The sequence below is a fragment of the Mesorhizobium sp. B3-2-1 genome, assembly GCF_006439515.1.
Taxonomy (GTDB): domain Bacteria; phylum Pseudomonadota; class Alphaproteobacteria; order Rhizobiales; family Rhizobiaceae; genus Mesorhizobium.
In genome coordinates this window covers 168525-194884 of sequence record NZ_VFTI01000002.1, presented here as the reverse complement: position 1 = coordinate 194884, position 26360 = coordinate 168525, and the positions used below count along the sequence as shown (strand labels likewise).

Here is a 26360-nt window from a genome sequence, read left to right as displayed (position 1 = left end):
AATAGGAAATCGGCTTCGTGTATGGAGCCGCCACCCCATTTAGGGGCTGAAATGGCGGGCAAGGGTGTTCGCCGGAAAGAGCGTTGGGTGCAGCGATGACGAAATGGTCGCCGAATTCGTGGAGAGCAAAGCCGATCAAGCAGGTTCCCGCTTATCCGGATCTTGCCGCGCTGAAGAACACGGAAGCCCAACTCGCCACCTTTCCGCCGCTGGTCTTCGCCGGCGAGGCGCGCAAGCTGAAGAAGCAGCTCGCGGCTGTCGCTGCCGGTGACGCCTTCCTGCTCCAGGGCGGCGACTGCGCCGAGAGTTTTGCCGAACATGGCGCGGACAACATCCGCGACTTCTTCCGCGTCTTCCTGCAGATGTCGGTCGTGCTGACCTTTGCCGGTGCGCAGCCGGTGGTGAAGGTGGGCCGCGTCGCCGGCCAATTCGCCAAGCCGCGCTCGTCCGACAACGAGACCAAGGGCGGCGTGACGCTGCCGAGCTACCGCGGCGACATCATCAACGGCATCGAGTTCGACGCCAAGTCGCGTATTCCCGATCCGGCGCGCCAGGAAATGGCCTACCGCCAGTCGGCGGCGACGCTCAACCTTTTGCGCGCCTTCGCGCAAGGCGGCTATGCCAACCTGGAGAATGTGCATAGCTGGATGCTCGGTTTCGTCTCCGATAGCCCGCAGGGCGAAAAATACGAGTCGCTCGCCAACCGCATCACCGAGACGATGGATTTCATGCGCGCGGTCGGCATTACGTCCGAAACCAATTTCGCGCTGCGCGAAACCGACTTCTACACCAGCCACGAGGCGCTACTGCTCGGCTACGAGGAGGCGCTGACCCGTGTCGATTCGACCTCCGGCGACTGGTACGCCACGTCGGGCCACATGATCTGGATCGGCGACCGCACGCGCCAGCCCGACCACGCGCATGTCGAATATTGCCGCGGCATCAAAAACCCGCTCGGCCTGAAATGCGGTCCGTCGCTGACGCCGGACGGCCTGCTGGAACTGATCGACCTGCTGAACCCCGAGAACGAGCCGGGGCGGCTGACACTGATCGCCCGCTTTGGTTCGGACAAGGTTGCCGACCATCTGCCGAAGCTGGTGCGCGCGGTGCAGAAGGAGGGCCGCAGCGTGGCCTGGTCGTCGGATCCGATGCATGGCAACACGATCGAAGCGGCCGGCTACAAGACACGGCCCTTCGACCGCATCCTGAAGGAGGTGCAGACCTTTTTCGAGGTGCACCGCGCCGAAGGCACCCATCCGGGCGGCATCCATGTCGAGATGACCGGCAAGAACGTCACCGAATGCACCGGTGGCGCGCGTGCCATCACCGCCGAGGAGTTGCAGGACCGCTATCACACCCATTGCGATCCGCGCCTCAACGCCGACCAGGCGATCGAACTGGCCTTCCTGGTCTCGGACCTGTTGAAGAAGAGCCACCCGATGCAGCACAGGCAAGTCGCGAACGGCTGAGCCTAGCCAATTGGATCGATAAAGGAAAGGCGACTGGGAAACCCGGCGCCTTTTCCATTTTCAGCTTTTTGTTTGTTCCTCCGACTGCGCTGGCGCGACCGGAAAAAAGCAAAGGCTTCAGTCTTGCTTGTAGAGCAGCCAGCTCTTGCCGGTGCGCCCTGCCATGGCCGAATGCCTGGTAATGCGGTTGCGGCCACCGACTTTCGAGCGATAGAGCGCGCGATCCGCCTTGGTGTAGAGGTCTTCGGGGCCTTCGGCCTCGGACGCCATGCAGATGCCCATCGACACCGTCACCGTGCCGTAGTTCATCCCGGTCTGGCTGCTGGTGAACGGCGTCTGCTCGATCAGGGCACGAATGCGTTCCGCGATCTCGTAGGTTGCGTCCTCGCTGGCGCCCTCGATGATCAGCGCGAACTCCTCGCCGCCGGTGCGGGCGACGAACATGTCGCCGCGAATGCTGGTCTGGAAAATCTCGGCGATGATCTGGATGATCTTGTCGCCGACAGGATGGCCGTAGCGGTCGTTGATGTCCTTGAACCGATCGATGTCGACAAGAACCAGGGCATTGAACAGGATACCCTTGGTGCTGTTGTAGATCCTGGTGATTTCCTTGTCGAAGGCGCGGCGGTTCCAGATATGGGTCAAAGGATCCGTGTCGGCCAGCCGCTTGTATTCCTCGAGCTTCGACTTGACGCTCTCGAGCTCCGCCGTCTTGTCGCCGAGCGTCGAGGCGATCTGCCGGCCGTGATCGATCGTCGAATTGGTCGCGATCGTCATTGCGTTGGCGATCTTTTGCAGAAGATCCTGGGAGAGAAGGCTGCGGTTGCTCAGGCCGCTTGATGTTTCATCGAGGATTCTGCCGTATTTTTCGATGTGGCTGCGCTCGTTGCGCAGGAGCGACGCGACCTCCTCGAGTTCTCGGGCGATGATGTCCCTGGCATGCTCGACGATGCCGGGGCCATGGTTATGGGCAAAGAAGGTGCGCCCGATCTGGTCCAACTCGTCCTGCGTCGGCCGGCTGTTCAGCGATACGACGGCGAGGCTGAGCTCGCGGTTGGTGCCGCTCAAGGCCTCATAGAAAATCTCGTAGTTGCGTGGCACACCGAGTACGCCAAGCTGGCGCATGGTCGCGACAACGGTGGTTGCGATATCGGTGCTTCGTTCGGTCGGGGCTGCTGCCGGCTGCATGTCTGATTCACTCTTCCCCTCGGATCCCGACGCAGAATTCGCGGGTCCATTGATCGCCGACCTGGGGAGCGCTACCCAATGCTCCAGAACAACTTGCGAAGAGGCGCGGCCCCATCCGCACCCTTCGCTTGTGAGATCATAGTTGCGTCATCGCTAAAGTTTCCTTAATTCGCACGACTTCCACAGGTTTTCTCTACCTGTGGCTGTACGCGCGTAAAGTTTTGCATTGCCATCGCGCGACAGCACTCAGTTTGGCGGTCTTGAATTCGAAATTCCGCGGTGTGCCTGCCGCAAATGAAACTGAATTTCGAATTTGTCACGCCAATCGATGTCGTATTTGCTTGCGCGTAACCACCGCGAAGCTGGAATCCTGACAATGATGCTGGACGAGTTTTCTTCGAGGAGTGCCGAAATGAGCGACAACCACCAGGGATCATGTCTGTGCGGAGCGGTCCGCTTCCGCACGAGTGGCGCGCTGCGTGGGGTTGTCTACTGCCATTGTTCGCAATGTCGCAAACAGAGCGGGCATTTCTATGCCGCGACCAATGTCGCCGACCCCGACATCATGATCGACGGCACGGAAAGCATCACCTGGTACGAGGCTTCTTCCTTTGCCAAGCGCGGCTTTTGCAAGACATGCGGCTCGCTGCTGTTCTGGAAGCCGCGGGACGACGCTTATATCTCGGTCCTGGCGGGATCGTTCGACACGCCGACGGAGCTCAAGGGCGAATGCCATATCTTCGTCGGCGACAAAGGCGACTACTATTCGATCGACGACGGGCTACCCCAGTTTGAAATGTCGACACCGTCGATCAAGGTACTGTCGGGCAAATGAAATTTGGGCGATCAGCCTTATTCCATTGATCGGGGCATTGCTTTATCCCGGGCCGGTGATTCCGAGAGGGGCCTTGGCATGCAGCGGCTGATCGATGCTTTTATCAATTCGGTGCGGGCATTTCGCAAGCTTGCGGTCAGCGAGAAGGCTTTCCAGCAGGAACTGATGCTGCTGGTGCTGGCCTTGCCTGCTGGCTGGTTCGTCTCGGTCTCCTGGCGCGGTTACGCCTTGCTCATCGGTGCGGTGCTGATGCTGATCATGGTGGAGGTGCTGAACACCGGCATCGAGGCGGCCTGCGATGCGTTCAGCCGCGAATTCAATGTCGATATCCAGCTGGCCAAGGACTGCGGCTCGCTGGCGGTGCTGATTTCGGTCGTGATCGTTGCCGGCGTCTGGAGTATCGCTCTCATCGAGCGGATCACCGGCGCTTCCATCTGATTTTCCTCGCGAGGAGAGAAGCGGTTCACTGCTCCCGGTCGCGCTCCCGCTTGGCGATGTGGCGGGCGACAAGCCAGGCAAGCACGGCCACGGCAAGGCCGATGCCAAGCCCGACGAACAGCCGCTCGTGGCGCAGCAGCGTCTGGCCAATCAACTGTTCGGCTCCCAATCCGAAGACATAGCCGATCGTGCTGAACAGCACCGCCCAGATCACCGATGAAATGGCGTTGAGGATAACGAAGCGCGGCGCCGCTATAGTCGAAAGACCGGCCGCGACGCCGCCGACCAGGCGCATGCCGTAGACATAGCGGTTCGACAGCACGAAGATGTTGGGATGGGTGTTGAGCAGGCGGTAGGCGCGACGAAAGCCGGGCCGCCGGCGCAGCCTGACGACATGGCGATTGTCGGCGAAACTCCTGCCGAGGATGAAGAAGAAGGTGTCGCCGGCGAAGGCGCCCAGCGCCGCCGCGACAAAGGCATGCCACAACACGAAAACATGCTGGTGAGCGAAGAAGCCGCCCAGGATCGCGGCACTTTCGCCTTCGGCCACGCAACCGAGAAAGACCGCCAGCAACCCATATTGTTCGATGAAATGGTGGATCGTCTCGGTCATGACGCCGACTGTTGCGACAGTCTTTCATCGATCCGCTTGACCACTTCCGCCAGCCGCACGATCTCGTCGCGCATGCCGATGATCTGGCTGTGGCGCAGCTCATCCATTTTCTCATGCAGCGCCATGATCTCGATCTCCGCCTTCAGATTGACCTCGTAGTCGTGGGCGGCATCGATGCGGTCGCGCTCGGTCTGCCGGTTCTGCGCCATCATGATCACCGGCGCCTGCAAGGCGGCGACCATCGAGAGCACCAGGTTGAGGAAGATGAAGGGGTAGGGGTCGAACGCATCGCGCGACAACAGCCAGACATTGCCTGATGTCCACACGATCAGGAAGGCGACAAAGGTCAGGATGAAGGACCAGGAGCCGCCGATGCGGGCGATCGTATCGGCAAGGCGGTCACCAAAGGTCTGGTGGAAGGCGACGGCCTTGTTGGTGTCCCTGGTGATGGTGGTACGCTCGATGGTGCTTTGCAGCACCCGGCTTTCGAGCTGGCTCAGCCCATCCGGCTTTCGCCTCAGCCAGCGGTTCGCCAGATCGTCGATCGTCTTGTTCATGGCCGTCTCCAAGCGCTTTGCTGCGCTAGAGGTAGAGGCTGCCGGCCCGGGCGGGAAGTGCTAGATTGAGGCGAACCGAGGGGGACCGATGGCCGACTTCAAGAAAATTCGCGCTCGCGCGGCAAATCGCAAGGGCGGTGAGGCGGAACTGACCTCCCTGTTGGGGCCGATGCCCGACAATGCGGCGGTGGCCGACATCACCGATGACCGTATCCTCTCGACGATGGCCGAGCGCGTCTTCGCGGCCGGCTTCGTCTGGCGGGTCGTCGAGCAGAAATGGCCGGGATTCGAAGAGGCGTTCCTGCGCTTCGAGCCCAAGCGGCTGTTGTTCCAGCCCGACGATTTCTGGCACGACCTGGCGTCGGATCAACGCATCGTGCGCAATCCGCAAAAGATAAAATCCGTTCGCGACAACGCCGCTTTCGTCGAACGCGTGTCCAGGGAACATGGCGGCTTCGGCAATTTTCTCGCCGAATGGCCCGCCAATGATCAGGTCGGGCTGATGGCCTACCTCGGCAAGCATGGCAGCCGGCTCGGCGGCAACACCGGCCAGTATTTGCTGCGCTGGCTGGGCTGGGATGCTTTCGTCATTTCGGCCGACATGGTGGCCGCCCTTCGCGACGCGGGCCTCGACATCGCCGAAAATCCGACATCGAAGAAGGATCTCGACAAGATCCAGGTCCAGATGAACCGATGGGCCGATGAGACAGGCCTGCCGCGCAGGCATCTCTCGCGCATCCTGGCGATGTCGATCGGAGAGAACCATTCACCGCAATCGTTGCGCGACTATATGGGCGACGATTGACGCTCTGAATTGGTCCAAGCGAACGCCATTGCGGGGCGGATTTTGCCGCGCTAAGTCAGCAGGCATGACCAAGAAGCTCGACATACTGCGTATCGCCATTGCCCAGCTCAACCCGACGGTCGGTGACGTCGCCGGCAACCTCGCCAAAGCGCGCGAGGCGAGGGCGGATGCTGCCCGCCAGGGCGCCGATCTCGTGCTCTATACCGAGCTTTTCCTCGCAGGCTATCCGCCGGAGGATCTGGTGCTGAAGCCGGCCTTTCTCAGGGCATGCGAGCGGGCGGCCGACGATTTTGCCAGGGATACCGCCGATGGCGGTCCGGGCGTTATCATCGGCACACCGCTGAAGCGAAAGAGCGGCACACATAATTCCATCATCTTCGCCGATGGCGGCAAGATCATCGCCGAACGCTACAAGCTCGACCTGCCGAATTACGGCGAGTTCGACGAGAAGCGCGTCTTCCAGGCCGGGCCCGAGGTCCAGGGGCCGGTCAATTTCCGGGGCGTGCGCATCGGCATACCGATCTGCGAAGACATCTGGGGCGAGGCCGGCATTTGCGAGACGCTGGCCGAAAGCGGCGCGGAGATCCTGCTGGTCCCGAATGGCTCACCCTATTATCGCGCCAAGATCGACGTTCGCCACCAGGTCGTCATCAAGCAAGTCATCGAATGCGGATTGCCGATGATCTATGCCAACCAGCTCGGCGGCCAGGACGAGCTGATCTTCGACGGCGCCTCCTTCGCCATCGGTGCCGACAAGACGCTCGCCTTCCAGATGAGCCAGTTCGAGGACGCGGTCGACGTCACCACCTGGAAACGTACTGATAACGGCTGGATCTGTTCGCAAGGCCCGATGTCGAAAATCCCGGACAAGGAGGAGGCCGACTATCGCGCCTGCATGCTCGGCCTGCGCGACTACGTCAACAAGAACGGCTTCAAGAATGTGGTGCTTGGCCTCTCTGGTGGCATCGATTCGGCGATCTGTGCCGCCCTTGCGGTCGACGCGCTCGGCGAGGAGCGGCTGCGTGCTGTCATGATGCCTTATCGCTACACCTCGAAGGATTCGCTGAGGGATGCCGAGGACTGCGCCCGTGCGCTCGGCTGCCGCTATGACATCGTGCCGATCTTCGAGCCGGTTGAAGGATTTCTGCATACGCTGACGCAGTTGTTCGAAGGCACCAAGGAAGGCATCACCGAGGAGAATTTGCAGAGCCGCGCGCGCGGCACCATCCTGATGGCGATCTCCAACAAGTTCGGCTCGATGGTGGTCACCACGGGCAACAAGAGCGAGATGTCGGTCGGCTACGCCACGCTCTACGGCGACATGAATGGCGGCTTCAATCCGATCAAGGACCTTTACAAGATGCAGGTCTATGCGCTGTCGCGCTGGCGCAACAGCCATGTGCCGCCGGGCGCGCTCGGGCCTTCGGGCGAGGTGATCCCGAAGAACATCATCGACAAGGCGCCGTCGGCCGAACTGCGCGAGAACCAGACCGATCAGGATTCGCTGCCGCCCTATCCGGTGCTGGACGATATTCTGGAATGTCTGGTCGAGAACGAGATGGGCGTCGACGACATCGTCGCACGCGGCCATGACCGGGCGACGGTGACGCGCATCGAGCACTTGCTCTACATCGCCGAATACAAGCGCCGGCAGGCGGCGCCGGGTGTGAAGATCACCAGGAAGAATTTTGGCCGCGACCGCCGCTATCCCATCACCAACCGTTTCAGGGATCGTGGATAGGCGTCCTTTCGCTTGCTGAGCGGGAGTGCGCGATGCCGCGGGCGAGTGTGCAACCACGCCGACTGCTGCGGGTCGATTTCCGAACGACCTCCGACCTGTTGATGGCCTGCCGGGGTGAACACCCTGCAACGACGATAGGCACAAGCCTCGACTGTTGCAAAATCGCCTCATCGGCTGGGCCAGACGTGCTTTTGACCGTGGCTTGCCTTGGCGAGCGATCGAAGCATCCCTATAAGGGCCTTTCCGCGATTCCCTTCAGGGAGGACCGAATGCCAGGATTTGACATCGTTATGCGAGGCTGTGAGGCCTAGGTCTGCGCCGGTGTTCCGAAGTATCGGAACCACACCGGACGCAGAAAAGGCATTTTCCGCTGCCGATCGCCGCCCATGGGCAGGCGACCAACCATAGCCGAACCTCCGCATTCACGGGCAACTGGCCCCAGCGCGGTTTTCAACTTTCGACCTTATTGGGATCGGGCTCGTTTGCGCCCGAATGACATCATGGCTCGTTTTAAGATCGATTTGCGCGCGAGCGCCTTTCGCAGCGTTCTTGGCTTCACACTAACCCATTGGCGGCGCCAGCCGTGGCGGCTTTCGCTGATCACGGGCGGTTTCCTGCTGTCGACACTGGCCGACGTGCTGACACCGCTCTATTCCGGCCGGCTGATCGACGCCGTCGCCAGCAGCGCCGGAGCGGATGCCATTGCCTGGAACGCCGCGATGACGGCATTCTTCATCTTGATGGCGCTGGCGCTGACTGGTGTCATGTTGCGCAATCTTGCCTTCATGGGCATCGTTGAGTTGACACTCAAGATGATGGCCGACATCGCGGCGGACGCCTTCCATCGCGTTCAGCGCTTTTCGACCGATTGGCATGCCAACAGTTTTGCCGGCTCGACGGTGCGCAAGGTGACGCGCGGCATGTGGGCGCTCGACCTGCTCAACGACACCGTCCTGATCGCGCTGTTGCCGTCGGTGGTGATGCTTGCTGGTTCGACGCTGCTGCTCGGTTGGTTCTGGCCGCTGATGGGCGCGGTCGTTGCTGCCGGCTCGGTGCTGTTCATCGTGGTGACTGCGATGCTGTCGCTCGGCTATGTCGCGCCGGCGGCAAGGCTTGCCAACACCTGGGACACGCGTCTCGGTGGCTCGCTGGCCGACGCAGTGAGCTGCAACGCCGTGGTCAAGGGCTTTGGCGCAGAGGAACGCGAGGAGCGCCGCCTCGCCAGGGTGGTCGCCAAATGGCGCGCCCGCACACGGCGGACCTGGGTGCGCGGCACCATCAACGGCACCACGCAAGGGGCGCTGCTGCTGGTCATGCGGGCCGCGGTGATCGGCCTGGCGCTGATGCTGTGGTCATGGGGGCAGGCGAGCGCCGGCGATGTCGCTTTCGTGCTGACCTCGTTCTTCGTGCTGCAAGGCTATCTCAGGGATATCGGCACGCATATCCGCAATTTGCAGCGTTCGATCAACGACATGGAGGAACTGGTCGATTTCCAGTCGGAACCGCTGGGCATCGAGGATCAGCCCGGCGCCGGACCGATTGCCATCACGCAGGGCCACATCGCCTTCGACGACGTCACCTTTCACTACGGCAATCACCGGTCGCCGCTCTACCGCGACTTTTCGGTCGACATCGCGCCGGGTGAGCGTGTCGGGCTGGTCGGTCACTCGGGTTCGGGCAAGACCACTTTCGTCAAGCTCATCCAGCGGCTCTATGACGTTGGAGCGGGCCAGATCGTGATCGACGGCCAGGATATCTCGCAGGTCGCCCAGGCGTCGCTGCGAGGCCAGATCGCGATCGTCCAGCAGGAACCGATCCTGTTCCACCGTTCGCTGGCGGAAAACATCGCCTATGGCAGGCCAGGCGCAACGCAGGACGAGATCGAGCATGCCGCCAGGCTGGCGAGCGCGCACGACTTCATCGCCAACCTGCCGAAGGGCTATGGCACGCTGGTCGGCGAGCGTGGCGTGAAGCTGTCGGGCGGCGAGCGCCAGCGTGTGGCGATTGCCCGCGCTTTCCTGGCCGATGCGCGCATCCTGATCCTGGACGAGGCGACTTCGAGCCTCGATTCGGAATCCGAGGTGCTGATCCAGCAGGCGATGGAACGGCTGATGGTCGGCCGCACGACGCTGGTCATCGCGCACCGGCTTTCGACGGTGAGGGCGCTCGACAGGCTGTTGGTCTTCGATCGCGGCAAGATCGTCGAGGAAGGTTCGCACGACGATTTGATCCGCCTGAAGGGCGGCATCTACCGCCGCCTGTTCGAGCGCCAGGCGCTGGAGCTGACTAAAGGCCTGGTCAGCTGACCTGACATGGCCTCCGGCTTCGGCCGGGGGCCATCTCCATCACGCGCTGCGAGACGTCCCCCCAGTCGCCTGGCGTATGCCGGCTGGGCAAATCCGCCAGTGGAGTCCTTTCCAGATATCGAGTTCGAGACGTCTGTTTACGCTACCGACCGAGATTCGTTGTCTCTACTTTTGGTTGCCGTATGCTAAAAATGGCAACCTAAGCGGCTTTCACAATGCATCTTGTTTCCGAAACTACCGGCATGGAAAAGGTGGCTGCGCCATCGGTGCTGGAATCTCGGAACGGCTCGTTTCGGCCGCTCGCCGCCGAAGATCTCGAGCGCGTCGCCGCACTCTTCCTGACAAAGTTTCGCCGGCGGCTGCGCCACCTCCTCGATCGCGCGATCGTGGAGACGGCCTAGTAAATGAGAAGGATCTATCTCGACCCTGCCCGCCAGTCCGGTGAGAGCAACGCTCTTGTGCATATCAACCGGCAGGGCGATCTAGGTGGGTTCCTTGGTGTCCTGAAGGCCCGTTACGAGCTCAACGGAGCGGCATTGAATGCGGCGATCATCGGTCGTTCATGGCAGACACTGGCGTCGATCACGGCTCTGCAGGACCGCAATTGCTGCGTGCCTTGCATCGAGGTGAATTCGATCTGCAGCTGACCGATTCGGCCAACCGCGTATCTCTGGCCTTCGCGCGTCCGATGAAATACCAACTCCTGCCGGTCCATTGTCTGGGATGGACCTATGTTTTCCGGCCGGCCGCGATGGCCGCCGCCGCATTGCATCGCAAATGGCCCCGCATGCCTCGCCTGGCACTCGATCCCCTCGCGAGGGCATTCGACGCCCTCGCGAAGGGAAGGTTTGAACCGCCCGTCCAGCCTTCATCGTCGCAACGGGTCCATGCCGAGGCGATCAATGCCGCGCAATTTGCCGAGCGGCTGCCGACCCTCCTGTCCGATTACGCTCTTCGGCCGAGTTGGAGGGACGGCGAGTTGCCGCGGCTGCTCGCACTGGCGGCCGAGAAGCGGGCCGACGGCCCACTTCATTTCGGCGGAACTTACGACGAGACGGGCAAAATGCTCGGTTGCTATGCCTTCTATGGTCAAGCCGGCGACATGGCGAGCCTGTTGCAAATCCAGGCTTCTGGACACCACTGGGGCGCGACGCTGGATGGCCTTGTCGCGGCTGCGCGGGATATGGGCTGCGTGGGCATCACCGGGCAGACCCAGAGCCGATTCATGCCTCACCTCTTCGGCTACAGGAATCTCTTCTTCCGTTATGCCGGGGGAACGATGGTCCGCTCGCGAATCCCCGAGGTCACCGAAGCGGTTCGCTCCGGCGACATCGCTATCGGCGGCTTGATGGGCGACCGCTGACCCGCCTCAGCTCCGACGACATCGGCCGCTGATCGCTTCAACCATCTCTTCGTCGGCTCAGTCGGCCGACCGCCGCCCATGCGCCGCCAGAGACGCATCCGGCCGGTCTTTTCATTCCAGCCGCCATGTTCTATGTCTGCGGCACGGCGCGGGGGCGCATCTTGTCAATCACAAAGGCATCCGGTACGCCCCGCTCATGACAGTTACCGTTCGTTTCGCCCCGTCACCGACCGGCCGCATCCATATCGGCAATGCGCGCACCGCTCTGTTCAACTGGTTGTTTGCCCTCAACAACAAGGGCCGCTTCATCCAGCGCTTCGACGACACCGACATCGCCCGCTCGAAGCAGGAATTCGCCGACGCCATCCTTTACGACCTGCACTGGCTGGGGATTTTCCCGGATGCCACCGAGTATCAGTCGCGGCGCTTCGAAATCTATGACGCGGCGGTCGAGCGGCTGAAGGCGGCGGGTGTCCTCTACGCCTGCTACGAAACGCCGGAAGAACTCGATCTCAGGCGCAAGGTGCGCCGCACGCGAGGCCTGCCGCCGGTCTATGGCCGCGAGGCATTGGCGCTGACGACAGAGCAGGTGGCCGAATATCAGGCCGACGGGCGCCGGCCCCACTGGCGTTTCCTGCTGCCCAATTTCTCCAGCGATCCGCTGCAGCCGGAGCGTACCGATATCCACTGGCACGATCTGGTGCGTGGCGAGGAGACGGTGGATCTGGCTTCGCTGTCCGATCCGGTTCTGGTGCGTGAGGACGGCACCTATCTCTACACGCTACCCTCCGTCGTCGACGACATCGAGATGGGCGTCAGCCACGTCATCCGCGGCGACGATCATGTCACGAACACCGGCGTGCAGATCGCCCTGCTCAAGGCGCTGGGTGCCGAGCCGCCGGTCTTCGGCCACCACAATCTCCTGACCACCGTCTCGGGCGAGGGGCTGTCGAAGCGCACCGGCGCGCTTTCCATCGAGAGCCTGCGCGAGGACGGCATCGAGCCGATGGCCGTCGCTTCGCTGGCCGTGCTGGTCGGCACGTCGGAGAATGTCGCGGCCGCGAATGACTTGGCCGAACTCGCCGGCCATTTCGACCCGGCCGCGACCTCGAAATCGTCGTCCAAGTTCGATCCGGCCGAATTGTTCGTGCTCAACCGGGTGCTGCTGCACCGTATGCCGTTCGACGAGGCGCGGGACCGGCTGATGGTGCTGGGTATTTCCGGCGAACGCGCCGAACCGTTCTGGCTGGCGGTGCGCGGCAATCTCGACCGGCTGGCCGATGCGGTTGCCTGGTGGCGTGTCCTGCGCGAAGGGCCGCAGGAGAAGCCCGAATTTTCCGATGACGACCGCGATTTTCTGCACCATGCGCTCGATCTCCTGCCTGAGGAGCCATGGAACGGGACGGTCTGGAAGGATTGGACCGGCAAGATCAGGGAAGCGACCGGCCGCAAGGGCAAATCGCTGTTCATGCCGCTCAGGCTTGCCCTTACCGGACTGCCTTCGGGGCCGGAGCTTGCAGATCTATTGCCGCTGATGGGTCGGGAAGGAACGTTGGCCCGACGACCCTGACCTTGCGCTGTTCCGGAGGCACGGCCGAAACGGGCGATGCCACCGGCTTGGCCGAAAGGCGCTTGATGGCTTCACGATCGAGCCCGCCATCCATATTGGCCAAGGTCTCGGGGTCGGCACCCGGATCAGGCTTCGAGGCCGGCACCGGAACAATCGGCGCCGTATCCGGTTCGGGCGGTGATTGTTGCTGGCTTGGCGGGTTGCCGCCAATGATCTGGAAATTCTGCGCGGCATTGCAGCCGCAAGCGGGTGGCCGCGACATGTTGGCCTGTTTGTAGAGATAGGCGGTCGGCAGTTCGCCATAGGGCCTGCCGGTGACCGATGACGTCATCGATGCCGAATCGTCGTCCATGCCGCGCGAATAGAAGACCTGCATCTCCGTGCCGGGGCAGGCCGATTCGCAATTCTTCTGGTCGCGCTCGAAATCGCCGGCCGAGGCTGCGTTCGACATGGGGAAGAAATAGCCGTCGCAAGTGCGCACGCAACTGGTGTGGAATTCGCCGCCGTTGCTCGCAACGTCAGGAATGCCGGGCTGGTTGAGGACGCGGCTGACATCGCGTTCCTCGCCGGAATCGTCAGGCTGATCCAGCGTATCGATCTGCCGGTTGCCGCCGAAAAGCTGGTCGAAGAGGTTGGCATTACCCCCTTCTTCACGATTGGCTTCCTGCGGAGGCGCGCGGCGGGGTGCCGCCGCATCGTCACGGCAGTCATTGGCATCGAGCGCCGCCAGGATACGGCCCCGGTCGCGGCGTGAGCCGCCGCCGGCGAGTTGGGCACGCTTGGCCTGCAAACTGTCGAGATTGGCGTTCATGCGCTCGATGGTGGCGTTCAGCCCGGCACACTGGTTGATGTTGCGCGAAAACAACGAGAACCCGCAGCCGGCATTGTTCGCCTGACCGCGAGCCTTCGAGATCTGTTCGCGCTGCCTTTCGATCGCGGCGTCATATTTCCGGACCAGTGCCGGGCCACCGCCACCGCCGCGTGAGGCCGCGGCGAGGTCGGCCTCCAGTTGCCGGCAGATCCGTGAGGCGGCCTGCGGCTCGCTGACCGCTGCGCCGGACAGCAGGATGCCAAGCAGCACGGCAGCATGCGCCTGCTTCAAACCTCCGGTTGCCATCCGTCTCGATCCCGCTTGTCTTCTGGTCGCCAAGGCTAACCCGTTCGCGGTTAATCGTCCATTTCGGAAGTCGACTTGTCGCCGGCTGAGAAGCGGCGCGCATTGGATGGCGCCCATCAGTCCCGGCAATGGCCGGGCGGGCCGTCAGAACTTGTAGTTCATCCCGATCCTGACGGTACTGAACGTGTTGTCGAAGGTCGTATTGGAGTTGGGTCCGTAGTTGATGGTCTGGTCCCGCAGATCGACATATCGATATTCGGCATTTGCCGACCAATGATCGGTGATTGCCTGCTCCAGCCCCGCGCCAATCGTCCAGCCAACCTTGGTGCTCTTTTCGGAATAGCTGTTGGCGGGCCCATCGAGATATTGGTTCTCGACACCTCCGAAAGCGAGGCCGCCGGTCCCGTAAATAAGGGTGCTGTCGAACGCATACCCCGCCCTGGCGCGGATCGTTCCGAACCAATCCACCTTGGTGTCGTAGACATCGCCTCCGCCTACATTGACCTCGTCGGAATGTCCCTTGATATCGGCGCCCGAAATATCGGCCTCGATCCCCAGAACCGCGGAGTTGACCTGGTAATTGTAGCCGATCTGGACGCCGCCCAGAAAGCCGTCGATGTCGTAATCCTGCGTGCCCCGGATCGTTGGCGTGTTTGGCAGGTTGTAGGTCGCGTCGGTGCTGCCAAAACCATAGCCAAGATGCCCGCCGACATAGACGCCGGACCAGTCATACACGGCCGGCTCCAACCCGATGGCGTCGGCGGCGAACGCCTCTACGCCAGTCACAGTCAGCATTGCCGAAGCGAGCAACAGGGCTCTCATGACACTCTCACCGCCTAATCAGACGGCGTGACCATATCAAATTGCTCCTTCCCGTGAAATCCGCATTCGTTCGATGCCGGACTTCACGGTTAAGAGTTGTTGGTTCGCAACACTCAATCCGGCCAACGCGGTCCGCGGCGCTACCTAGCCTTGATCAACTGGGGCTGGACCAATCCGGTCGCGAGAGCCGGTTCAGTCCAGATTGGCGATCGCCTGCGCCTTGTGTGCGGCTTCGACCACTGCCAGCGCCGTCATGTTGACGACGCCGCGCGAGGTTACCGAGGGCGTCAATATGTGGGCCGGCTTGTCGGTGCCGAGAAGGATGGGGCCGACATGCAGGGCATCCATCATGGCTCGCAGCGCCGTCAGCGTGATGTTGGCCGAATCGAGGTTCGGGAACACCAGGAGATTGGCTTCGCCCTTCAGACGCGAATGCGGATAGACGCGCTGGCGCAGATGCTCCGACAAAGCGGAATCGGCATGCATTTCGCCGTCGCACTGCAGCTCCGGCGCGATGCGCGCCAGAATGGCCGCGGCCTGACGCATCTTCAGCGCGCTCGGCGAATCGCGCGAGCCGAAATCCGAATGCGACAGCAGTGCCGCCTTCGGCTCGATGCCGAAACGCTGGATTTCTTCCGCCGCCAGCACGGTCATCTCGGCGATTTCATCCGCCGTCGGGTCGACGGAGACGTGGGTGTCGGTGAGGAAGATGATGCCGCGCTGCGAGATCAGCATGGAAAGGGTCGACAGGTCCCGGTCCTTGATGCCGGTGCGCGGCCCGATGATCAGCGTCACGTTGCGCAAATGCCGCTCGAAACGGCCTTCGAGGCCGCAGACCATGGCGTCGGCATCGCCGCGCTTCAGTGCCAACGCCGCGATCACTGTGTTGTCGGTGCGCACCATGGTACGCGCGGCCTCCGTCGTCACGCCGCGGCGGCCGGCGAGCTCGATCAGGAGATCGACATAGTAGCGGTAGCGCGGATCGTCCTCTGGATTGATCAGGCCGAAATCGACACCAGGCTTGATGCGCAAGCCATAACGCTTCAGCCTGACCTCGATGACATGCGGACGGCCGATCAGGATCGGCTCGGCGATGCCTTCCTCAAGCACAACCTGGGCGGCACGCAGGACACGCTCGTCCTCGCCGTCGGCGTAGATGACGCGTTTGGCACTGGAAGCCTTGGCGGAGGAGAACACCGGCTTCATCACCAGGCCGGAGCGGAAGACGAAGCGGTTGAGCTTGTCGATATAGGCGGCGAAGTCGGTGATCGGCCGCGTCGCCACACCGGTCTCGCAGGCTGCCCTGGCGACGGCCGGCGCGATGCGCAGGATGAGGCGCGGGTCGAAGGGCGAGGGGATCAGGAATTCGGGTCCGAAGATCGGTGTCTCGCCCGAATAGGCGCGCGCAGCGACATCGGAAGGTTCTTCGCGGGCAAGGGCGGCGATCGCCCGCACCGCCGCCATCTTCATCTCCTCATTGATGGCGCTGGCGCCGCAGTCGAGTGCACCACGGAAGATGTATGGAAAGCAAAGGACGTTGTTGACCTGATTGGGAAAATCGGACCGGCCGGTGCAGATCATGGCGTCAGGACGAGCCGCGCGCGCCACTTCCGGCATGATCTCCGGATTGGGATTGGCCAGCGCCAGGATCAACGGCTTCGGCGCCATGTGTCGCAGCAGCTCCGGCTTCAGCACGCCGGCGGCCGAGAGGCCGAGAAACACATCGGCGCCGGCAATGACGTCGGCCAGCGTGCGCGCCTCGGTGTCCTTTACATAAGGGTCTTTCCAGCGGTCCATCTCGTCGACACGGCCCTTGTAGGCGACGCCGAAACGGTCGGTGACCCAAATGTTCTCGACGCGCACTCCGAGCGAAACGAGCAGGTTGAGGCAGGCAAGGGCGGCGGCACCCGCGCCGGAGGTGACGACCTTGATGTCCGAAATGGTCTTGCCGGCGAATTCCAGCCCGTTGAGCACGGCGGCGGCGACGATGATGGCGGTGCCGTGCTGGTCGTCATGGAACACCGGTATGCTCATGCGAGCCTTCAGGCGTTCTTCGACTTCAAAACACTCCGGCGCCTTGATGTCCTCGAGGTTGATGCCGCCGAAGGTCGGTTCCAGTGCGGCAACCGTTTCGACCATGCGCTCGATTTCCGGCGCGTCGATCTCGATGTCGAAGACGTCGATGCCGGCGAACTTCTTGAACAGGACCGCCTTGCCCTCCATCACCGGTTTGGAGGCCAGCGGCCCGATATTGCCGAGGCCGAGCACGGCCGAGCCGTTCGACACGACGCCGACCAGATTGGCGCGCGCCGTGTAGTCGGCGGCGGTCGCCGGATTGTCGCGGATCTCGAGGCAAGGGGCGGCGACGCCGGGCGAATAGGCGAGCGCCAGATCGCGCTGGTTGCCGAGCGGCTTGGTCGCCTGGATCTCGAGCTTTCCCGGCGTCGGGTGTTTGTGGAAGTAGAGGGCGGCTTCGTCGAGGTCCGAACGTGCCGTTTTCTTGTTCTCGCCTTCCATGCGGCCGCTCCTCGAAACCTGCTTCGGGAGTCCTTTTAGCATGAGGCCAAGGTTTTTCGCGACGCTAATTGACGCGCCGGCAGCTTTAAATACCGGCACGCCAAAATCGAATATTTATCAGGTTGTTATGGTTGTTTCATGCGAAATCAGGTGCGCGCCTTCGCAGGCGCGCCGGTCAAAATGCGCTGACGTAGAGACCGCCATCGACGGGTATGTTCTGTCCGGTCAGATAGCCGGCGTGGACAGAGCACAGGAAGGCGCAGATCTGGCCGAATTCCTCGGGCGTGCCGAGCCGCTTGGCCGGTACGTCGGCACTGATGCGGGTCTTGCGCGCCGCGGACGCCTTCGGGTCCTCTGGCGTACCGGCCTCATGCGGGCCGCGCAGCCGGTCGGTGTCGAGCTTGCCCGGCAGCAGGCTGTTTATGGTCACGTTGCGCTCGATCACCGTGCGCGCCACGCCGGCAAGGAACGATGTCAGACCGGCGCGCGCGCCCGATGAGAGGTCAAGGCCGGGAATCGGTACATAGACCGACAGCGAGGTGATGTTGACGATGCGCCCGAAGCCGCGCGTCGCCATGCCGTCGATGACCGCCTGCACCATTTCGATCGGCGTCACCATGTTCTGGGTAACACCTTCGAGGATTTTTCCACGATCGAGCTCGCGGAAATCGCGAAGCGGCGGCCCGCCATTGTTGTTGACGAGGATGTCGGGTTCCGGACAGGCGGCGAGCAACGCCTTCTGTACCTCCGGCTTCGAAACGTCGCCGACGACTTCCGTCACCGTCACGCCATGGCGCTGGCGGAGCTCCGCGGCGGTTTTGGCGACCAGCTCCGCATTGCGCCCATTGACGACGATGTCGCAGCCTGCTTCGGCCAGCGCCATGGCGCAGCCACGCCCGAGCCCTTTGCTCGAAGCGCAGACGATGGCCTTCTTTCCGCGGATACCGAGATCCATGACGATTTCTCCTTTGATTTGCCCGGCAGGCTAGCGCCAGCGCTGGACCAATCGCAACCGTCATACGGTTGTTGCATGAATCGGGGCATAGGCTGCTCGAAAGCAAGGGTGATCCGCGATGCCAGGCCAAGAGCCCCGCACTTTCCGCAGCATGTTCATTTCCGATGTCCATCTGGGCTCGAAGGCGGCGAAGGCCGATTTCCTGATCGATTTCCTGCGCTACCACGATGCCGACATCATCTACCTTGTCGGCGATATCGTCGACGGTTGGCGCCTGAGGCGCAGCTGGCACTGGCCGCAAAGCCACAATGACGTGGTGCAGAAACTGTTGCGCAAGGCGCGCAAGGGAGCCTCGATCACCTATATCGCCGGCAATCACGACGAATTCGCCCGCCAGTTCCAGGGCGTGCATTTCGGCGGCATCGTCGTTGCCGACCGTGCTATCCACGAAACCGCCGATGGCCGGCAGCTGCTGGTCATTCATGGCGACCAGTTCGACACCGTCGTCCACAACCAGCGTTGGCTAGCCTATCTCGGCGACCATGCCTATGACGCCGCCATGCAGGTCAACCGGCTGATCACGCGGCTGCGACAGCTGCTCGGCCTGCCTTACTGGTCGTTTTCGTCCTGGGCCAAGGTCAAGGTCAAGAAGGCGGTGAACTTCATCGGCTTGTTCCAGACGGTGCTCAGCGAGGAAGCGCGACGCTCGCATGTCGACGGCGTCATCTGCGGGCACATCCACCATGCCGCCATCGAAAGCTATGGCGACGTGCAATATATCAACACCGGTGACTGGGTGGAGAGCTGCACCGCCGTGGTCGAGCATTTCGACGGCCGCATGGAAATCCTGACATGGGCGCATATCCTGCCTGAAGCGCCTGACGAGCCCTTCATCCCGATGCTCATCGAGGACAGGGTAGTGCAGGCCGCCTGAGGCGGAAGCCGGCCCTGAACTTTCTGGTGCCAATCGACTGGTCCAGCCGGTTTCGCCCGGTTTTTCCTCATGTTAAGGATCGGTTTGCGCTGCTCGCCGGTCGTTGAGCGCAGCGTCATTGGATCGATTCATGTCGCTGCCACCGCTTTCGCCCGAACAACTCGTGAAGCCGAGCCGTTTTGAGCTGCGCATGAGCCTGATCTTCGGCACGTTGTTCATATCACTTGGCACCCATTTGCCCTATTTCCCGCTTTGGCTGCAGGCCAAGGGATTTCACGCCGAACAGATCGCGGTCATCCTGGCGGCGCCGATGTTCCTGCGCGTGGTGACGACGCCGCTGCTGACGACGCTCGCCGACCGAGCCAGGGACCGCGCCGATGTCTATGTCGTGCTGGTCGCAGCCTCGCTGCTGCTCTCCGCAGGGTACTTCCTGACACCGACCTACGCGACGGTGCTGGCAGTGTCGTTGTTGCTGACCATTGTCTGGACGCCGCATTCGCCGATCGCCGATTCGCTGGCGCTTTCGGGCGTGCGCCGCTTCGGTTCCAATTATGCGAGCATGCGCAAATGGGGGTCGATCTGCTATCTCCTGGCCAATGTCGCGGGCGGCTTCATCCTGGCGGCCAGCGGCCCTCAAGCCGTTCCGGTGATCATATTCCTTGCCCTTGGCGCGGCACTCGCCGCAGGCCTGCTGGCGCCGCGCATGGGGCGGCCGCGCAAGGCCTCGCCGTTGTCGGCGGCGGAAATCCAGCACGCGGCGCCGGGGCTATTCAATGCTTATTTTCTCTATTTCACGCTTGGCGTTGGCATCATCACCGCCAGCCATGCCTTCCTCTACGGCTTCGTCTCGATCTATTGGAAATCGATCGGCATCAGCGATTCCCTCGTCGGTTTGCTATGGGCATGGGGCGTGGTGTCCGAGGTCTGCATGTTCCTGTTTTTCAATCGCATATTCGCCTCCGTACCCGTCGTCCGGGTCATGCTCATTGCCGGAATCGGTTCGATCGTGCGTTGGATCGCTTTTCCGCTGGTGTGGCCGCTCGGCCTTGGCGTCGGCGGCTTCTTCGCCGTGCAGTCGCTGCATTCGGTGTCTGTCGCAATGGTGCTGATCGGCCTGCAGAAGATGATCGCCGAGACCGTCTCCGAAGAGCGCACGGGTGCCGCGCAAGGCATTGCCTATTTCTTCAACGGCTTCTTCATGGCCGCCGTCACACTGGCTTCCGGTCCGCTCTATGACCGCCTTGGCGTCGACGGGTTCCTGGCGATGATCCCGATCGCGATCATTGGCCTCGTGCTGATCGGGCTTGCCGCGCGCTCAGCCCCACAACGCCCGATCCGGGGGTGAGACGAGCGATCCCTGGTAAACGAGGCCCGGCACACGATCCCGGGCAAGCAGCAGCGGACCGTCGAGGTCGACGAAATCGGCTCCTTGCGCGAGCAGCACCGCCGGCGCCATTGCCAGTGACGTGCCGACCATGCAGCCGACCATGACGCCAAAACCCAATTCACGGGCGCGGTCGCGCAAGGTGAGCGCCGCTGTCAGCCCGCCGGACTTGTCGAGCTTGATGTTGACGGCGTCGTAGAGACCGACAAGCGCTTCGAGGTTGCTTGCTTCATGAACGCTCTCGTCGGCGCAGATCGGCACCGGATGCGCTATGTGGCGCAGAATGCCGTCCCGGCCCGCCGGTAGCGGCTGCTCGATCAGGGCGATTTCCTGTTCGGCGGCAAAGGCGAAGTTGCCAACAATGTTGTCGTCGGTCCAACCTTCATTGGCATCGAGGATCAGTCGGCTCTCGGGCGCGGCCTGTCTCACCGCCCGGATGCGGGCGATGTCGTCGTCGCCGCCGATCTTGACCTTGAGCAGCGGCCGGCCGGCATTGGCGCGAGCCTGTGCCGCCATCGCTTCGGGTTCGCCGAGCGACAGCGTGTAGGCGGTCTCGAGTTGATGCAACGGGGCCGGCCAGATTGCGTCCGCCACCGGATTGCCGCTGATCTTGGCTTCAAGGTCCCAAAGGGCACAGTCTATGGCGTTGCGCGCCGCTCCGGCAGGCATTGCGTCAAGCAGGGCGGTTCGGTCCATGCCGCCGGCGATCCGGTCGCGCATCGCCTCTATCGCGTCACGGACACCGTCCATGGTCTCACCATAGCGCTTATAAGGAACGCATTCGCCGCGCCCGCTATGACTACCCTGGCTGATCGTGCAGGTGATCACCTCGGCCTCGGTCTTGGAGCCGCGCGAAATGGTGAAGGTTCCGGCGATCGGAAACCGCTCGGCCTCGACCGAAATGACACGCGCCATATTTTTCTGCTCCGGCTATGCGAGAAGGGTTGTCGGCAAATCGACAAGGTCAGACCCATCAGGTTAAACAGGACGCCATGTTGACCATCGGCAAACGCGACGCAAGCGGCACGGCCGCCTCAGGGGCTGACCACGACCCGCGCGTGGCGGTCGGCGAGGAGGGTGATGTCTTCGGCTGCGCGTTCTCAGGTATCTGGACGACACGGACCGTGGCGCTGATCGACGCCGACATGCGCAAAATCGAGAAACGAAGCGGTTTCAAGACTTTGGCGCTCGATCTTTCGAAAATCGAAAAAATCGATACCGCCGGCGCCTGGCTAATCGACCGGCTGGTCAGCGCCTTCGAGAAGAAGAACGTCGAGGTCCGGCTGCAAGGCCAGAGCGAGATCGCTTCCATCCTGCTCGACGCGGTCAACGAAGCTGTCCGGCGCGAACCCGAATCCGGACCGGCGCGGCCGCCCAACATCGTCATTCGGGCGCTGGAGGCGGTTGGCCGGCGCGTCTACGAGATGCGCGACGATTTCCTCGCTTCGATGAATATATTGGGCGCCACCATCCGTGGCGCGCAAATGAAGCTCGGCCGCGGTCATGCCGTCAATCCGGCGGCGATCTTCAACCAGATCGATCGCATGGGCGTCGGCGCGATCCCCGTGGTGGTGTTGATGTCGGCGATAGTCGGCGCCATCGTTGCTCAGCAGGGCGCCTATCAGCTCAGCTATTTCGGCGCCGACATCTTCGTCGTCGATCTCGTCGGCGTGCTGATCCTGCGCGAACTCGGCGTGCTGATGACGGCAATCATGATCGCCGGCCGCTCCGGCAGCGCGATCACCGCCGAAATCGGTTCCATGAAGATGCGCGAGGAGGTCGATGCGCTGAAGGTCATCGGCCTCAACCCGATCGGCGTCCTGGTCTTTCCGCGTCTTGTGGCGCTGGTGATCGCCTTGCCATGCCTGACGATCATCGCCAATTTCGCCGCACTCGGCGGCGGCATTGTCGCTGCCTGGCTCTACTCCGATATCCCGCCCGCCGCATTCATCGACCGGTTGCGTGTCGCAATCGATCTAAGCACGATTTTCGCCGGGCTGATCAAGGCGCCCTTCATGGCCATGATCATCGGCACGATTGCCTCCGTCGAGGGCATGAAGGTCGGCGGCAGTGCCGAATCGCTCGGCCAGCACGTGACCGCTTCGGTGGTGAAATCGATCTTCGTCGTCATCATCCTCGATGGGCTTTTTGCCATGTTCTACGCAGCGATCCAGTTCTAGTAACATGGCAAAAGGCAACGGAGTCACTACTGAGGTGCCGGACGAGAGCGAGATCGTGCTTTCGGTGCGCGACGTCACCGTTGCCATCGATGACAAGCTGATTCTCGACAAGCTGTCGCTCGACATCAAGCGCGGCGAGATACTGGGGTTCGTCGGTGCCTCGGGCGCCGGCAAGTCCGTGCTGTTGCGCACCATTCTCGGGTTGATGCCCAAGCAGTCGGGAACAATCAAACTGTTCGGCGTCGATGTCGACAAGGCAAGCGATATCGAGCGGCTGCGCATCGACATGCGTCTTGGCGTGCTGTTCCAGCATGGTGCGCTGTTTTCGTCGCTGACCGTGATGGAGAACGTGCAGGTGCCGATGCGCGAATATCTCGATTTGCCCAGGAAGCTGATGGACGAGTTGGCGCTGCTCAAGGTCGAACTTGTCGGGCTACCGCCGGACGCGGCCCTGAAATTCCCCTCCGAGCTCTCTGGCGGCATGATCAAGCGTGCCGCCCTTGCCAGGGCGCTGGCGCTCGATCCGGACATCGTCTTTCTCGACGAGCCGACATCAGGCCTCGATCCGATCAGCGCGGCCGAGTTCGACGAGCTCGTCGTCAAGCTGCGCGACACCATGGACCTGACCGTTTACATGGTGACCCATGACCTCGACACGCTGTTTACCGCCTGCGACCACGTGGCGGTGCTCGGCAAGAAAAAGGTGCTGGTCGAAGGCACTATCGACGACATGCTGAAGAGCGAGGAACCGTGGGTGAAATCCTATTTCCGCGGAAAACGCGCCCGGCAACTTGATCTTGCCGCACGTGCATAGCCATAAGTGAAGCAATGGAAACCAGAGCCAACTACGTCATTGTCGGCATTTTCACGCTGGTTGCGATCCTGGCGGCTTTCGGCTTCGTCTATTGGACGGCCGCGATCGGCAACAGGGGTGAGACGACGCTGCTTCGGGTGCGCATTCCGGGCTCGGCCTCCGGTCTCGGCCGCGGTAGCTTCGTGCTGTTCAACGGCGTCAAGGTCGGCGACGTCAAGCGCGTCTATATCGACGTCGACAATCCGACTGTCGCCATCGCCGACACCGAGATCGACCGGATGACGCCGATCACCAAGTCGACGCAGGCCGATATCGGCCTTGCCGGCCTCACAGGGCAGGCCAATATCGAGCTCAAGGGCGCCGACCCCAAGGAAGTGAAGCTGCTCGACCAGGCCGAAAAGGAAGGCAAGGTCGCCGAGATCGTCGCCAATCCATCGGCGGTGACCAATTTGCTGCAGACGGCGCAGAACATCTTCACCCGCGCCGACAAGGTGCTGACGGAGCTGGAAGGCTTCACCAAGGACGTCCGCGGGCCGCTGACGCAGACCGTGCACAACGTGCAGACGTTTTCCGATGCACTGGCCAGGAATTCCGACGGTATCGACAAATTCCTGTCCGCCGTCAGCGCGCTGTCCGATGAGCTGAAAGGCGTTTCAGGAAAGCTCGACGGCACGCTGAAGGCGGCGGAAGGCCTGCTCAACGCGGTCGACAAGGACAAGATCAAGAGCATCGTTGCCAATGTCGATACGGTGACGGGGAACCTCAAGGAAACCTCGCGGCAGCTCGATGGTGTGATCAAGAACGTCGATACGGCGGTGGGATCGGTCAACGATTTCGCCAAGCAGACGCAAGGCACACTGGCCAAGGTCGACGGCGTGCTCGACGGTATCGACCCGGCGCAGGTCCGCACGGCCCTAGCCAACATCCAGAAGGCCAGCGACAGCGCCAACAAGGCGGCAGCCGATATCGCGCAGGTGACCGGCAAGATCGCCAATCGGGCCGACGACATCGACCAGACGATCAAGGACGCCAGGCACCTGGCGCAACGGCTCAACGACGCCTCGGTGCGGGTCGACGGCATCCTCGCCAAGGTCGACAAGCTGCTCGGCTCGGGTCAGGCCGACGGCGTGTTGGCCGACGCAAGGGATACGCTGAAATCGTTCAAGCAGGTCGCCGATACGCTGAATGCCCGCCTTGGGGTCATCACCGACAATCTGGCGCGCTTCTCCGGTCAGGGGCTGCAGAATGTCGAGGCGCTGGTGCAGGACAGCCGCCGCTCGATCAATCGCATCGAGGAGGCGGTGACGGATCTCAGCCGAAATCCGCAGCGCATCCTTTCGGGTGGCGAAGGCGAGGTTCGGCAGTTCGACGGCAGGGCGCGGCGTTGACTTCGGCGCCGGCCCGCCGCAAGAACATTGCTCGCGAATGCGGGTTGATCTTACGATCCGGGGACAACGGGGATCACGCGTGACTTTGAGTAGGCTTGGAACGGGCGGGTTGAAATCAGCCGCGGCGCTGCTTGTCCTGGCGGTTGCCGGTTGTGCGGTGCTGGGCGCCAAGCCCACACCGCTCGACACGTTCGAACTGTCAGCGCCATCCGTCGACGCGCATGGCCATAGCCGCAAGCAAATCCTGATCGCGCAGCCTTCGGCGCTGAAGGCGCTGGACAGCCAGAACATCGTTATCAAACCCTCGGATCGCTCGATCCAATATTTGAAGGGCGCTCAATGGGCCGACCGCCTGCCGCTGGTCGTGCAGGCGCGGCTGGCCGAGACGTTCCAGCGCTCGGGCAGCTTTGCCGGCGTCGGGAAGCCGGGCGAGGGGCTGGCGATCGACTATCAGGTGATCGTCGAGGTCCGGTCCTTCGAAGTGCGTGTCGACGGCGGCGAACATGCCGAGGTCGAGCTGTTCGTGCGCGTGCTCAACGATCGAAACGGCGAAGTGAAGGCTTCCAAGAGTTTCACTGCATCGGCACCGGTATCGGGCAGCGGCAACCCGGCCTATGTCGGCGCTCTCGACGCGGCCTTCGGCGATGCTGCCAAACAGATCGTCCGGTGGACCGATTCGGTGATCTGAGCGTCAGGCGCGCAGAGGGATTCCACCAAACTCTTTCAGGCTACGGACGGTCAAAGACGTCCGGCCGCAGCTTTCCAGTCTTCATCAGGTGCTGCAGGGTGTAAGTCACGGACAGCGCATCGTCGAGCGCGTCATGTCCCTGCAATGGCGGGTGTTCGACGCCGTAGTAATCCGCAAGCTTGTTGCTCGGCGTCCTTGCCAGGTCCTCGATCGGCATGCCGGCCGCGATCAGCAACTTGACCGCGTTGTCGAACCGGTTGGCCGGGATGGAAGGCTCGATGCCCGCGACATAGCAACTGATGGCGATCATGTTCAATTCGTCCTTGCCCCAGGACCAGAACCGAGCCCCATCGGAAAAACGATCGATGCCGGAAAGAGCTTCTTCCAGCTCGACGCCCTCGGCCTCGATGACTTCTTCGGTGATTCCGGTCAGCCTGGTGAAGAACGGATCGAGCGCGTATCTCTCGCCAAATCGGTCGATCGGCCTGATGTAGGCCTTGTGCGTGCCCAGCACGGGGAAGTCGCCTTCGAGGCCGAGCCTTGCCGCGCCGATTTGTGCGATGATCGGATCGGGGTCATGCGCCGCGCACCAGAATCTGCGTTGTGAGCCCTCGAGGCAGAGAAACTCGCAGTCGAAGATGATTGCCGTCTTCACAACTCAGGATCCGGTTCCGGG

At 62.4% G+C, this 26360-nt stretch carries 25 protein-coding genes; 16 read left to right on the top strand and 9 right to left on the bottom strand.

The genetic code is table 11. From position 1 onward, the window contains the following. The first annotated feature begins 95 nt into the window (after positions 1–95). Entirely contained in the window at positions 96–1469 is a 1374-nt protein-coding gene (locus FJW08_RS02755) for a 3-deoxy-7-phosphoheptulonate synthase class II (RefSeq protein WP_140808654.1), read from the top strand. A 117-nt stretch (positions 1470–1586) separates the two neighbouring features. On the opposite strand, the gene FJW08_RS02750 is transcribed toward FJW08_RS02755, so the two are convergent. After that, positions 1587–2657: a diguanylate cyclase gene (locus tag FJW08_RS02750; RefSeq protein ID WP_140808652.1), complete on the bottom strand. Its 1071-nt coding sequence runs from the start codon at positions 2655–2657 to the stop codon at positions 1587–1589. Positions 2658–3069: 412 nt separating this feature from the next. Here FJW08_RS02750 and FJW08_RS02745 point away from each other — a divergent pair, with 412 nt between their 5' ends. Both FJW08_RS02745 and FJW08_RS02740 read left to right on the top strand, forming a co-directional pair. Continuing rightward, the gene (locus FJW08_RS02745; RefSeq protein ID WP_140808650.1) at positions 3070–3492 is read left to right on the top strand and encodes a GFA family protein; all 423 of its coding nucleotides are present in this window, start codon (positions 3070–3072) and stop codon (positions 3490–3492) included. A 78-nt stretch (positions 3493–3570) separates the two neighbouring features. Further along, positions 3571–3930: a diacylglycerol kinase gene (locus tag FJW08_RS02740; RefSeq protein ID WP_140808648.1), complete on the top strand. Its 360-nt coding sequence runs from the start codon at positions 3571–3573 to the stop codon at positions 3928–3930. Positions 3931–3955: 25 nt separating this feature from the next. On the opposite strand, the gene FJW08_RS02735 is transcribed toward FJW08_RS02740, so the two are convergent. Beyond that, entirely contained in the window at positions 3956–4543 is a 588-nt protein-coding gene (locus tag FJW08_RS02735) for a DedA family protein (protein WP_140808646.1), read from the bottom strand. Beyond that, on the bottom strand, positions 4540–5100 hold the full coding sequence (locus FJW08_RS02730; protein ID WP_140808644.1) for a DUF1003 domain-containing protein: 561 nt from the start codon (positions 5098–5100) through the stop codon (positions 4540–4542). Before FJW08_RS02730 ends, FJW08_RS02735 begins: the two co-directional genes overlap by 4 nt. Before the next feature lie 88 nt (positions 5101–5188). Between FJW08_RS02730 and FJW08_RS02725 the strand changes: the two genes are divergently transcribed. The 7 genes from FJW08_RS02725 (at position 5189) to FJW08_RS02705 (ending at position 12885) form a co-directional block, all read left to right on the top strand. Then, complete coding sequence (locus FJW08_RS02725; RefSeq protein WP_140808642.1) at positions 5189–5905, top strand: DNA-3-methyladenine glycosylase I; 717 nt, start codon at positions 5189–5191, stop codon at positions 5903–5905. A gap of 64 nt (positions 5906–5969) precedes the next feature. Then, the gene (locus FJW08_RS02720) at positions 5970–7646 is read left to right on the top strand and encodes an NAD+ synthase (RefSeq protein ID WP_140808640.1); all 1677 of its coding nucleotides are present in this window, start codon (positions 5970–5972) and stop codon (positions 7644–7646) included. Positions 7647–8146: 500 nt separating this feature from the next. Then, positions 8147–9952, top strand: a complete 1806-nt coding sequence (locus tag FJW08_RS02715; RefSeq protein ID WP_140808638.1) for an ABC transporter ATP-binding protein — start codon at positions 8147–8149, stop codon at positions 9950–9952. A 215-nt stretch (positions 9953–10167) separates the two neighbouring features. Further along, the gene (locus FJW08_RS32850; protein ID WP_246682174.1) at positions 10168–10353 is read left to right on the top strand and encodes a hypothetical protein; all 186 of its coding nucleotides are present in this window, start codon (positions 10168–10170) and stop codon (positions 10351–10353) included. Between the two features lie 3 nt (positions 10354–10356). Next, on the top strand, positions 10357–10599 hold the full coding sequence (locus FJW08_RS32845; protein WP_246682172.1) for a hypothetical protein: 243 nt from the start codon (positions 10357–10359) through the stop codon (positions 10597–10599). Beyond that, entirely contained in the window at positions 10557–11315 is a 759-nt protein-coding gene (locus FJW08_RS32840) for a hypothetical protein (protein WP_246682169.1), read from the top strand. The genes FJW08_RS32845 and FJW08_RS32840 overlap by 43 nt, the downstream gene beginning before the upstream one ends. A gap of 196 nt (positions 11316–11511) precedes the next feature. Further along, on the top strand, positions 11512–12885 hold the full coding sequence (locus tag FJW08_RS02705; protein WP_140808636.1) for a glutamate--tRNA ligase: 1374 nt from the start codon (positions 11512–11514) through the stop codon (positions 12883–12885). Here the strand turns inward: FJW08_RS02705 and FJW08_RS02700 are convergent. The 4 genes from FJW08_RS02700 to FJW08_RS02685 all read right to left on the bottom strand — a co-directional run bounded on the left by FJW08_RS02700 (position 12803) and on the right by FJW08_RS02685 (position 18296). Next, complete coding sequence (locus tag FJW08_RS02700) at positions 12803–14002, bottom strand: DUF2865 domain-containing protein (RefSeq protein WP_140808634.1); 1200 nt, start codon at positions 14000–14002, stop codon at positions 12803–12805. The genes FJW08_RS02705 and FJW08_RS02700 overlap by 83 nt on opposite strands. A gap of 144 nt (positions 14003–14146) precedes the next feature. Then, entirely contained in the window at positions 14147–14824 is a 678-nt protein-coding gene (locus FJW08_RS02695; protein ID WP_140808632.1) for an outer membrane protein, read from the bottom strand. A 192-nt stretch (positions 14825–15016) separates the two neighbouring features. Continuing rightward, complete coding sequence (locus FJW08_RS02690; RefSeq protein ID WP_140808630.1) at positions 15017–17341, bottom strand: NADP-dependent malic enzyme; 2325 nt, start codon at positions 17339–17341, stop codon at positions 15017–15019. A gap of 175 nt (positions 17342–17516) precedes the next feature. Beyond that, positions 17517–18296 (bottom strand): SDR family oxidoreductase, encoded by a 780-nt coding sequence (locus FJW08_RS02685; protein WP_140808628.1) that lies wholly within the window; start codon positions 18294–18296, stop codon positions 17517–17519. A 151-nt stretch (positions 18297–18447) separates the two neighbouring features. Here FJW08_RS02685 and FJW08_RS02680 point away from each other — a divergent pair, with 151 nt between their 5' ends. Both FJW08_RS02680 and FJW08_RS02675 read left to right on the top strand, forming a co-directional pair. Next, positions 18448–19230 (top strand): UDP-2,3-diacylglucosamine diphosphatase, encoded by a 783-nt coding sequence (locus FJW08_RS02680; protein WP_181182824.1) that lies wholly within the window; start codon positions 18448–18450, stop codon positions 19228–19230. A 130-nt stretch (positions 19231–19360) separates the two neighbouring features. Continuing rightward, positions 19361–20575 carry an MFS transporter gene (locus tag FJW08_RS02675; RefSeq protein WP_140808624.1) on the top strand — a complete coding sequence of 405 codons (1215 nt, stop codon included), beginning with the start codon at positions 19361–19363 and terminating at the stop codon, positions 20573–20575. Here FJW08_RS02675 and dgcA read toward each other — a convergent pair. Beyond that, the gene (gene dgcA / locus FJW08_RS02670) at positions 20546–21529 is read right to left on the bottom strand and encodes an N-acetyl-D-Glu racemase DgcA (RefSeq protein ID WP_140808622.1); all 984 of its coding nucleotides are present in this window, start codon (positions 21527–21529) and stop codon (positions 20546–20548) included. The two genes, FJW08_RS02675 and dgcA, sit on opposite strands and share 30 nt — an antisense overlap. Positions 21530–21606: 77 nt before the next feature. Between dgcA and FJW08_RS02665 the strand changes: the two genes are divergently transcribed. Genes FJW08_RS02665 through FJW08_RS02650 form a run of 4 tightly spaced genes read left to right on the top strand, consistent with a single transcriptional unit; the run spans position 21607 to position 25684 of the window. Then, a complete protein-coding gene (locus FJW08_RS02665; RefSeq protein ID WP_140808620.1) occupies positions 21607–22794 on the top strand; it encodes an ABC transporter permease in 1188 nt (395 codons plus the stop codon). A 4-nt stretch (positions 22795–22798) separates the two neighbouring features. After that, positions 22799–23608: an ABC transporter ATP-binding protein gene (locus FJW08_RS02660; RefSeq protein ID WP_140808618.1), complete on the top strand. Its 810-nt coding sequence runs from the start codon at positions 22799–22801 to the stop codon at positions 23606–23608. 14 nt (positions 23609–23622) lie between these two features. Then, positions 23623–24996, top strand: a complete 1374-nt coding sequence (locus FJW08_RS02655) for an MlaD family protein (RefSeq protein ID WP_140757564.1) — start codon at positions 23623–23625, stop codon at positions 24994–24996. Between the two features lie 37 nt (positions 24997–25033). Then, a complete protein-coding gene (locus FJW08_RS02650) occupies positions 25034–25684 on the top strand; it encodes an ABC-type transport auxiliary lipoprotein family protein (protein WP_140808616.1) in 651 nt (216 codons plus the stop codon). Between the two features lie 40 nt (positions 25685–25724). Here FJW08_RS02650 and FJW08_RS02645 read toward each other — a convergent pair whose 3' ends face one another. Further along, positions 25725–26339 (bottom strand): 3'-5' exonuclease, encoded by a 615-nt coding sequence (locus FJW08_RS02645; RefSeq protein ID WP_140808614.1) that lies wholly within the window; start codon positions 26337–26339, stop codon positions 25725–25727. Positions 26340–26360: the final 21 nt, after the last annotated feature.